The organism is Amycolatopsis camponoti (genome assembly GCF_902497555.1).
Lineage (GTDB): Bacteria > Actinomycetota > Actinomycetes > Mycobacteriales > Pseudonocardiaceae > Amycolatopsis > Amycolatopsis camponoti.
The window spans coordinates 1,905,610-1,915,404 of sequence record NZ_CABVGP010000002.1 but is presented as its reverse complement, the minus strand read 5'-3'; the positions used below and the strand labels follow the sequence as shown (position 1 = coordinate 1,915,404).

Genomic DNA, 9,795 nt, shown 5'->3' with positions numbered 1-9,795 from the left:
GACTGTGCCTACGGCACGATGAGCGGGACCTCCGGCGACGGCCCGTCCGACAGCGGGATCTGGTACCGCTGCGTCAGGTACGAGGCGATGCTGTGGAACAGCGGCGCCGCGGAGTGTCCCACCGGCAGCGTCGTGTCGGGCGCGTCCAGCCGGATGCCGACCACGAACCTCGGGTGGTCCGCGGGCAGGATGCCGGCGAAGGTGATGTTGTAGAGGTGGTCGCTGTAGCCCTTGTTCCGCGGGTCGATCTGCTGGCCGGTGCCGGTTTTGCCGGAGACCTGGTAGCCCTCGACCGCCGCCGTCGGCGCGGTGCCCTTCTGCACACCCTTGCCGTTCTGCGCGACCGCGCGCATCATGTCGCGCACCGTCTTCGCCGTCTGCGGGGGCACCACCTGCACCGTCTTCGGCGCCGGCTCGGGCACCGTCGTGCCGTCCGGGTTCACCTTCGCCTTGACGATCCGGGGTTCGACGCGCAGGCCGTCGTTCGCGATCGTCTGGTACAGCCCGGCCATCTGCAGCACGGTCATCGACAGGCCCTGCCCGATCGGCAGGTTGCCGAAGGTCGTCGCCGACCACTGGCTGCGCGGCGGCACCAGGCCCGCGCTCTCACCGGGCAGGCCGACGCCGGTGCGCTGGCCGAGGCCGAACTTCTTGAGCAGGTCGAGGTAGCGGTCCTCACCGATCTTCTGCGCCAGCAGCAGCGTGCCGATGTTGGACGACTTGGCGAAGATCCCGGTGGTGGTGAACGTCTGCGTCCCGTGCGTCCAGGCGTCGTGCACGGTCTTGTCGGCGACCTGCAGCTGGCCGGGCACCTGGACGGTCGACTCCGGGGTCGCGATGCCGTAGTCGATCGCCCCGGTTGCGGTGACGATCTTGTTGACCGAACCCGGTTCGAACGGCGTGGTGACCGCGGGGTTGGCCAGGTCGTCGGCCGTCCAGGTGGACTGGTCGTTGGGGTCGAACGACGTGTTGTTGGCCAGCGCGTAGACCTCGCTGGTCTTGGCGTCCATGACGACCGCCTGGCCGCCCTTGGCGTGCGACTGCTGGACGTAGTCCGAAAGCTGGCGCTGCACCTCGTACTGCAGGTCGGAGTCGATGGTCAGCTCGAGGTCCGACCCCGGCACGGCGGCCTGCAGATCGCGCTCGGTACCCGGGATGACGACGTTGTCGCTGCCGTTCTTGGTGTTGACCAGCATCCGGCCCGGGGTGCCTGCCAGGTCGTTGTCGCGGAGCTGCTCCAGCCCGACCAGGCCGTGCAGGTTGTGCTTGGACACGTCCGGGTCGTCGGAGCGCCAGTTCGCGGCGCCGACGATGTTGGACGCGAGGCTGCCGCCCGGGTACTCGCGCAGGGCGCGCTTCTCGACGCCGATCCACGCGAACTTCTTGACGATGTCGGCGGCGACCGACGGCTCGACGTTGTGCTCGAGGTAGGTGAAGGACGCCTGCTTGTGGAACAGGTCCAGCAGCTGCTGCTCGGTCAGCTGGTTCGGCACCTTGGCGGCGATGTACTTCGCGGCCGCGGCGGTCTCGGCGTCGAACGTCTTCTTCGTGCCGGGGTTCTTGGTGGCGAAGTCGTCCATGCTCTTGTGCAGCGCCTTGAGGTTCACCGACAGCGAGCGCACCTCGACGCTGAACGCCAGCTTGGCGCCGTTGCGGTCCACAATGGACCCGCGCTGGGCGGGGATGTCGATGGTCTGGGCGCGCTGCTTCTCGGCCGCGGCCGAGAGCGCCGCAGCGTCGAACCACTGCACCTGCACCAGTTTCACGCCGGCGACGAGCAGCAGGGCGACCAGGATGAGGCGCACGGCGGAGAACCGGCTGCGGTTCCCGCCGTTGCCCCGGCGCGCGGTCGCGCTGCGCGTCCCGGCGGCGTAGGTCCGCCGCGCGCTCCCGGTGGTGCGCGCGCGGGCCTGTCCCCGGCTCGAAGCCATCACTGGCCGCCTCCGGGCTGCGCCGGCGGCGCGGGCTGCTCGTCGGCGGGCACGGCGGGCTGGTCGCCCTCGATCGGCACGCCCTGCTGCGACTGCGTGCCCGCGGCGGGCGCGGCCGGCGGCGCGACGGGCACCGCCGGCGCGTCCGCCTTGGCCTTCTTGGGCTCGCCGACGAGCGAGGTCTTCCCGTCCGGGCCCACGAGGATGCGCGCCGGGTCGCCGCCCGGCACCATGCCCAGCTGCTGGGCCGCGGGGGCCAGCGACGCGGGCGACTCGGCCTTCGCGACGTCGCGCTGCAGCTGTTCCTTCGTCTCGGCCAGGTTCGAGTTGGTCGTGCGCAACTGCTCGAGCCGGTAGGAGTCGGCGATCGCCTGCGTGGTCAGCCAGAGCGTGGTCGCCACGCCGGCGGCCAGCAGCGCCATCATCAGCAGCACGAACGACGCGCGCGACTTCGGCAGGCGCAGCTTGAGCCGGACCGTGGACTCGCGAGCCTCGCCCGGCTCGGCGGTCTTCGGCGCGGGCCGCGGCTCGCGCTCCTTGAGCAGGTCGGCTCGCTGGGCACGGCGCGCGTAGGCACGCTCGGCCGCGGACGTGCGGCCTCGCGACGCGCGGCGCGGCGCGGCCTTGCCCGGCTCGGTGGTCTGCGGGTCCGGCTCGACGGTGGTCGAGGTGCGGGCGGCCTCGCTGCGGCCCCGCGTCGCCGGCGCGGCCGGGCGGCGGGACTTCGCGGGAGCGGTCATCGCGGCTCTCCGATCCTCTCTGCGGCCCGCAACCGCACCGAAGCGGCGCGCGGGTTTCGTTCGGTCTCCTCTTCGCCGGCCTTTTCGGCGCCCCGGGTCAGCAGCCTCAGCTCCGGTCCGTGTCCCGGCAGCTCGACCGGGAGTCCCTCCGGGGTGCGGGACTTCGCGAGCTCGGCCAGCGCCTGCTTGACCAGCCGGTCTTCCAGGGACTGGTAGGACTCGACGACGATCCGCCCGCCCACGGCGAGCGCGCCCAGCGCGGCGGGCATGGCCCGGCGGAGCACCTCCAGCTCGCCGTTGACCTCGATCCGCAGCGCCTGGAACGTCCGCTTGGCCGGGTGCCCGCCGGTCCGCCTGCTGGCCGCCGGCACGGCGTCGTAGAGCAGCTCGACCAGGCGGCCGCTCATGGTGAACGGCTCCTTCTCGCGGGCGTTCACGACGGACCGGACGATCCGCTGCGCGAACCGCTCCTCGCCGTAGTCCCGCAGGATCCGGATCAGCTCGCCGGGCGCGTAGGTGTTGAGGACGTCGGCGGCGGTGAACCCGGTGGTCGGGTCCATCCGCATGTCGAGCGGCGCGTCCTTCGAGTAGGCGAAGCCGCGCTCGGCGCGGTCCAGCTGCATCGAAGAGACGCCGAGGTCGAACAGGATGCCGTCGGCCTTGGCGATCTTCAGCCCGGCGAGGGCTTCGGGGAGTCCGTCGTAGACGGTGTGCACGAGGTGGACGCGGTCGCCGTGGCGGGCGAGGCGTTCGCCGGACTTCTCCAGCGCGGCCGGATCCCGGTCGAGCGCGACGAGGCGCATGCGCGGGAAGGCGTCGAGGAGGGCGTCGGAATGGCCGCCGAGGCCGACGGTCGCGTCCACGAGGACGCCGTCGCGCTCGGCGAACACGGGAGTGAACAGCTCGACGATGCGGTCGAGCAGCACCGGGACGTGTTCGGGTGCCGTCATGTTCCCTCCCCCTTTCTCGCCTGGTCGGCCCGGGGGAAATATGGCGGATGCCGTCAGGTCCCTGTCCGCCCGCTGCCGACCTGGTACCGGGGAAGGTGCACCAGGGCTGTTGAGCGGACAGAGGCCTCACGGCATCCGGGTGGGCGTCTCCCACGGCGCGGGCGGCGAACCTCTTCGTCCCCCGACGACGAAGGTGCACCGCGACCGCACGCCTAGAAGACGCCCGGCAGTACTTCCTCTCGAGCCTTCGCGTAGCTGTCTTCGTGTTCTTCCAGGTAGCCCTGCCACGCTTGGGCGTCCCAGATCTCGAGCCTGGTGATCGCCCCGATCACCACGCAGTCCTTGCTGAGCCCCGCGTAGCGGCGGAGCTCGGACGCGATGCTGATGCGCCCCTGGCCGTCCGGTCGTTGCTCGTCCGTGCCCGCGAACAGGTAGCGCTGGTAGGCCCGGACCGCCTCGTTGGTGAACGGGGCGTCGGCGACCTTGCGCGCCATCTGCTCGAACTCGGCACGGGGGAAGATGAAGAGGCAGTGATCCTGCCCCTTGGTGACCATCAGCCCACCCGCCAAGGCGTCACGGAACTTCGCGGGCAGCGCGAGCCGCCCTTTGTCGTCCAGTTTCGGGGTGTGGGTGCCGAGGAACACGGCCTCCACCTCCCTACCGCGACCGGTGGCGGACCACTGACTGCGGCTACGGGGCTTCCCTTCCGCCCCACTGGCCACCACCGTACCCCACTTTTCACCACAGTCAACGCGTGAAACCGGCGACTCACTCCGTCGAGTGCTTTGTTTGCGCAGGTCAGCAGGGTGGGGGCCGGTGGGGGGTGCGGTGGGGCACGGTGCCCAAGATCCCCCGCGCCGGGGGCCGGAGCAACCTCAGCTGTACCCCATGCGTCCGCATAACGGCCGCGAAAGAACCCACAGGCTGTTCCGTGGGGCCCGGTGGGGAGCCCGGGTGGGGCCCGGTGGGGGCAAGAGGTGGGTCCCAGTGGGGACCCCCACGTGATCAGCCGGGCATCACGCGTGACCCAGCAGGCATCACCCGTGATCCGGAGGTCGACACGGCACCGCCGCAGTGTGTCGACCCCGCAATCACGGGTGATGCCCCTCCAGTCACGCGTGATGCCCCTTCAATCACGCGTGATGCCTCGCTGGACACGCGTGATGCCCCCGCGGGCTCAGTCTTCCGGGGTGAGGAGGGAGGCGATGCGGGACGCGAGCCGGGCGCTGTCGACCGGGGTCACGTTCACCCACTCCTGCCCACCCCGCCCCGGCGTCTTGGTCGCGCAGTACGCCCCGACGTCCGTGTCGAACCACGTCAGCCCGCCCACCCGGGACACTCGGCCCGACGCCGCCCGCCGGCTCACGCTGAACTGTCCCGCCGCGTACACCGGCCGGGCCTGGATCGCCAGGACCTCCTGCTGCTGCGCGGAAGCGGAAGCCGAACCCGAAGCCGGGCCGGAAGCCTCCGCGAGCGCCGACGCCGCGAGGTTGACCCCGTAGCCCGGCCCCGCCGTCAACTCCGGCAACACGTCGACGAGTGCCGTGCACAGCTCGCCCGAGCCGATCGAGTCCAGGCCGATCGTCTGCTCCGGCTGGGTCGCCAGCACGCCGCGGCGGCCGCGGGTCGCCGTCACCGCGCGGAACGGGGCCGGTGCCGTCATGTCCGCCAGCGCCTCGCACGCCACGAACACCTCGCCGCCCGCCAGCAGGTCCAGGCGCGCGGCCAGCTCCGGTGCCAGCGAGCCGTCGTACAGACCGCGCTCGGCGAGGTTCTCGTAAACCGCCTTCCGCACCTCGGCGCGTTCCTCGTCGGTCCCGCCGACGCTGCGGACCGTCAGCGGCTCCGGCGGACGGTCGTGGCCGAGGTCGGTCCAGAGGATGTCGAACGCCGACGCCGAGACGCGGATCAAGCCGGCCCCAGCGTGGGCGGGTCCGCGAACGTCTCGGCCGGCACGTGGCCGCGCAGGGCCGCGTCGCGGGTCCGCAGCACGTCGATCGCCTTCTGCCGCGCGGCTTCCGCCTCGGCGCGGCGGGCCGCCATCTCGTCGGCCAGCCCGGCCAGGACGAGCACGTTCCCGGACGAGGCGGCGTCGCGGATCATCGACGCCGGGTCGTAGGTCACCGGCGGCGGCATGTCCGCGCGGGCCCGCGCGGCCGCGTCCGCCTGCGCGCCGACCGCGCCGCCCACCGACGCCGAGACGGCGGCCGAGTGCGAAAGCCACCGGGCGGCCCGGCTCACGGCCTCGCGCGCCGCGTCCCCCGCGGCGCCGCGCCAGTTCTCCTGCGAGGACGCGATCAGCCCGGCGAGGTCGGCGGTCGACTCGTGCAGCCGCTTCGCCAGCCCCTCCCAGCGCGCGGCCGCCTCGCCCGCGGCGACCGGGTCGTTGTCCCGCTCGACCTCCGCGGCCATCGCCTCGTGGCTGTAGGCCTCGTACCTCGCGGCGGGCACAGGGGGTTCGGACACGGCGCACCTCCCGGGTTCAGGGCAGCTTGGGCTCGACCAGCCCGGCCACCGTGCCCGCGCGGCGGCACGCGAGCGGGGTGTCCGAGAAGCCGGTGTTGCTGACGTCGATCTGGACGCTGGCGGCGTCGCCCACCCCGAGCAGCACGGCGCAGGTGCCGTCGGCGGCCTTCTTGTCCGCGACCTGCAGCGCCGGGTGGGTGCCGACCTTGGTCTTCGTGGCCGTCTTCTTCGCGACCTCGAGGTCGGCCAGGCCGTCGGTCTCGCTGAGGGTCACGGTGACGCCGAAGGTGCCGGGCACCGTCCAGTCGCACGCGCGGGCGCCGGCGATCTCCTTGGGCTTGCCCAGGACGCTCACCCCCGCGGTCGAGCGGTCCTGCGGGTCCAGCAGCGTGCAGGGGTCGATCGCGGCGAGGCCGGTCCACGCGACGACGGGCGGCTTCCCGGCCGTCGCGGAGGCGAGGGCCGAAGCGTGCCCGGCGGCGGCCGGCTCGGCGGCTCGCTGCTGCCCACACCCGGCGACCAGCACGAGAAAGACGGGTACCCACAGCAGTCGCATCCGGTCAGCCACCCGTGCAGTCCACCCCTTCGGCCGCCTGCTCGTCGGCGTGCTGGTACTTCGCCAGCGCCGTGCCGATCCGGTGCTTCAACGTCTCGAGCTCCTTGCCGAACGCGGTCAGCTGCTGCACGGCCGAGCCGCGCCCGCCGATGCCGTACTCGGCCATGAACTTGCCGATCTCCCCCGCGTACCCGCCGCCGAGCGGCACGGTCCGGCCGAGCACCTTCGCCTCGCGGACCATCTCGCCGACGACGTCCTGCAGGGCGCCGATCTTCGCGTAGGCGTCCGTCGCCAGCTCGGGCGCGACCGCGAACCCGCGGACGTCGTACGACTGCTGCCGCACCTCGCTCATGAGCGGTTACGCCTCTCTGTAGCCGGGCGAACTCGTATCGGAGCATAGAACAGAGCGGGGTGTCAGCGGGAGCGCCCAGAATCGGGTGACAACACACCCGTTCGGGGTATCGTCGCTGCTTGCGCAGTGTCATCAACCGACGTGCCGGGCGTGATGCCCCGGGCTTCGCGGGGTTCCGCCCCCAGGTTCGCCCGGGTTTGACACACTGGATGGAAGGCTGGTCGCTGCGCGCGGACAGCAGCGATGGGGGCCGTTCGGGCCCGGCGGTGCGCACAGTGCGCGCGGCCATGCGCCACCAGGAGGTCGAGTGACGTCGAGAATCCAGTCTGCGGCGCCCGGATCGGGCGAGCAGGCATCCGGACGGCCGCCTTACCCGGCGGAGTCCACGGGTAACGGCCGGGCCGCCGGCCGTCCCGCGAGAGTGTCGCTGGACGAACTGCACGAAACCGCGCGGCGCATCGCCGCGAACGTGGAGCGGGTGCTGGTCGGCAAGCCCGACGTCATCCGGATCGCGCTGGTCACGCTGCTCGCCGAAGGCCACCTCCTGGTCGAGGACGTGCCCGGCGTCGGCAAGACGTCGCTGGCCAAGGCCCTCGCCCGGTCGATCGACTGCACCGTCAGCCGCATCCAGTTCACCCCGGACCTGCTGCCGAGCGATGTCACCGGCGTATCCATCTACAACCGGCAGAGCGGCGGGTTCGAGTTCCGGCCCGGCCCGGTGTTCGCGAACATCGTGGTCGGCGACGAGATCAACCGCGCCTCGCCGAAGACGCAGTCGGCGCTGCTGGAGTGCATGGAAGAGCACCAGGTCACCGTCGACACCTCGACGTACCACCTCGACGAGCCGTTCATGGTGATCGCCACCCAGAACCCGATCGAGATGGAAGGCACCTACGCGCTGCCGGAAGCCCAGCGCGACCGGTTCACCGCGCGGGTCTCCATCGGCTACCCCGACCAGCAGGCCGAGCTGGCCATGGTCGACGAGCACGCCGGGCACAACCCGATGGACGACCTGCAGCCGGTTTCCGACGGCGAGACCGTGCACCGGCTGATCGAGACGGTCCGCGGCGTGCACATGGCGCCGGAAGTCCGCCGCTACGCCGTCGACGTCGTCTCGGCCACCCGCCAGGTCCCGGAGATCCGGCTCGGCGCGTCCCCGCGCGCGACGCTGCACCTCGTCCGCGCGGCGCGGGCGCAGGCGGCGCTTTCGGGCCGCGACTACGTCGTCCCGGACGACCTGCACACGGTCGCCGTGCCGGTGCTGGCGCACCGCCTGGTGCTGACCACCGAGGCCCACGCGGCGCGCCGGTCGGCGACCGACGTCGTGCGGGCGGTGCTGCACCGGGTGCCGGTGCCGCAGGGCTCGCGGCCCGGTGCAAATCCGACCCAAAAGTAGGCCGGCCCCGGAGCGGAACTTGTCCATCGCCGCAAAAGCCATCCGGCCGTGACTGTGGTCGGATTGGCACCAACTGCACAGTAACCGCCCTCGAAGGGGAGAAGGACGACGTGCTGCGTGCCCTGTCCGGCCTGACCACCCGCGGCCGCTGCCTGCTGGCCGCGGGGCTGGCGGCCGCGGTGTGCTCGTTCGTGCTCAACGAACGCGACCTGCTGCGGGTCGCCGTCTTCGTGGTGGCGCTGCCGTTGCTGGTCGCCGTGTTCATCTCGGCGACCCGGCTGCGCATCGGCGCCACTCGCGCGCTGCACCCCCAGCGCGTCGCGGTCGGCGGCGCCGGCGAGGTGCAGCTGGAACTGTGGCGCAGCGGGCGGCTGCCGGCCGGCGAGATCCTCCTCGAGGACGGCGTGCCGTACGCGCTGGGCTCGCGGCCGCGGTTCGTCGTCGAACGCCTCCCGCACGACCGGCGGGTGGCGCTGCGCTACCCGCTGCAGCCGGTGCTGCGCGGGATCCAGCAGGTCGGGCCGCTGCGCGCGACCATCACCGACCCCTTCGGGCTGTGCGAGTTCGAGCGCGAGCTGATCGGGCACTCGCGGCTGGTCGTGGTGCCCCGGGTGGTCCCGCTGTGGGGCCTGCCGAGCGGCGCGGGCATCGGCGTCGGCGACGACGGCACGGTCCGGCTGCACGCCGGGCAGGGCGAGGCCGACGTGATCGTCCGCCAGTACCGCCAGGGCGACGACCTGCGCAAGGTCCACTGGCGCTCGACAGCCCGCCGCGACGAGATCATGGTGCGCGTCGAGGAACGGCCGTGGCGCGGCGGCACGACGGTGCTGCTCGACCACCGCGCGGCCGCCCACCACGGCAGCGGCCCGGCCGCCAGCCTGGAGTGGGCGGTGTCCTTCGCCGCGTCGGCCGCGCTGCACCTGCGCCGGGCCGGGCACCGCGTCCGCCTGGTCAGCGAGCACGGCGTGACGCTCGCCGACACCCCCGGCGACGGCGGCGACCACTACGACCACGTGGTGCTCGACGCGCTGGCCGCGCTGCAGCCCGCCCACCAACGCGACATCACGCTGGCCAGCGACCCGGCCGACGGCCAGGAGATGATCGCGGTGCTCGGCACGGTCAGCACGGAGGCGGTGCACGAGCTGGCCCAGTTCCGCCCGCGCGGCATCCGCAGCCTGGCTGTCCTGCTCGACACGCCCACCTGGTCGGCCGGGGTGACCGCACCGGAGCAGAGGGCGGCGGCCACGGAGGACTCGGCGGCGCTGCTGCGCGCGTCCGGCTGGGGCGTGGTGATCGCCGGGCCGGGTTCGCCGATGCCCCAGGTGTGGGCAGAGCTGTGCCGCAGCGGCGCCCGCCGCGGCACGCTGATCGGCGGTCCGCGATGAGCACGCAAGCCCGGCACGG

10 protein-coding genes are annotated in these 9,795 nt (G+C 72.7%); 2 read left to right on the top strand and 8 right to left on the bottom strand.

Going from position 1 to position 9,795, the window contains the following annotated elements; translation table 11 throughout:
* Positions 1-8 precede the first annotated feature (8 nt).
* From AA23TX_RS29340 to AA23TX_RS29305, 8 genes are all read right to left on the bottom strand, one after another.
* Positions 9-1,931 (bottom strand): peptidoglycan D,D-transpeptidase FtsI family protein, encoded by a 1,923-nt coding sequence (locus tag AA23TX_RS29340; protein WP_196425582.1) that lies wholly within the window; start codon positions 1,929-1,931, stop codon positions 9-11.
* Entirely contained in the window at positions 1,931-2,671 is a 741-nt protein-coding gene (gene ftsL, locus AA23TX_RS29335) for a cell division protein FtsL (protein WP_155546011.1), read from the bottom strand. The genes AA23TX_RS29340 and ftsL overlap by 1 nt, the downstream gene beginning before the upstream one ends.
* Positions 2,668-3,621: a 16S rRNA (cytosine(1402)-N(4))-methyltransferase RsmH gene (gene rsmH, locus AA23TX_RS29330; protein WP_155546010.1), complete on the bottom strand. Its 954-nt coding sequence runs from the start codon at positions 3,619-3,621 to the stop codon at positions 2,668-2,670. Before rsmH ends, ftsL begins: the two co-directional genes overlap by 4 nt.
* A 212-nt stretch (positions 3,622-3,833) precedes the next feature.
* Entirely contained in the window at positions 3,834-4,265 is a 432-nt protein-coding gene (gene mraZ, locus AA23TX_RS29325) for a division/cell wall cluster transcriptional repressor MraZ (RefSeq protein WP_155546009.1), read from the bottom strand.
* Positions 4,266-4,798: 533 nt separating this feature from the next.
* The gene (locus AA23TX_RS29320) at positions 4,799-5,533 is read right to left on the bottom strand and encodes an ESX secretion-associated protein EspG (protein ID WP_155546008.1); all 735 of its coding nucleotides are present in this window, start codon (positions 5,531-5,533) and stop codon (positions 4,799-4,801) included.
* Entirely contained in the window at positions 5,530-6,087 is a 558-nt protein-coding gene (locus AA23TX_RS29315; RefSeq protein WP_155546007.1) for a PPE domain-containing protein, read from the bottom strand. The genes AA23TX_RS29320 and AA23TX_RS29315 overlap by 4 nt, the downstream gene beginning before the upstream one ends.
* Positions 6,088-6,103: 16 nt before the next feature.
* Positions 6,104-6,655, bottom strand: coding sequence for a DUF3558 domain-containing protein (locus AA23TX_RS29310; protein WP_230862759.1), 552 nt, complete (start codon positions 6,653-6,655; stop codon positions 6,104-6,106).
* Positions 6,648-6,995: a hypothetical protein gene (locus AA23TX_RS29305; RefSeq protein WP_155546006.1), complete on the bottom strand. Its 348-nt coding sequence runs from the start codon at positions 6,993-6,995 to the stop codon at positions 6,648-6,650. Before AA23TX_RS29305 ends, AA23TX_RS29310 begins: the two co-directional genes overlap by 8 nt.
* A 307-nt stretch (positions 6,996-7,302) precedes the next feature.
* Between AA23TX_RS29305 and AA23TX_RS29300 the strand changes: the two genes are divergently transcribed.
* The gene (locus AA23TX_RS29300) at positions 7,303-8,391 is read left to right on the top strand and encodes an AAA family ATPase (protein ID WP_196425581.1); all 1,089 of its coding nucleotides are present in this window, start codon (positions 7,303-7,305) and stop codon (positions 8,389-8,391) included.
* Between the two features lie 110 nt (positions 8,392-8,501).
* A complete protein-coding gene (locus AA23TX_RS29295; RefSeq protein WP_155546005.1) occupies positions 8,502-9,776 on the top strand; it encodes a DUF58 domain-containing protein in 1,275 nt (424 codons plus the stop codon).
* Positions 9,777-9,795: the final 19 nt, after the last annotated feature.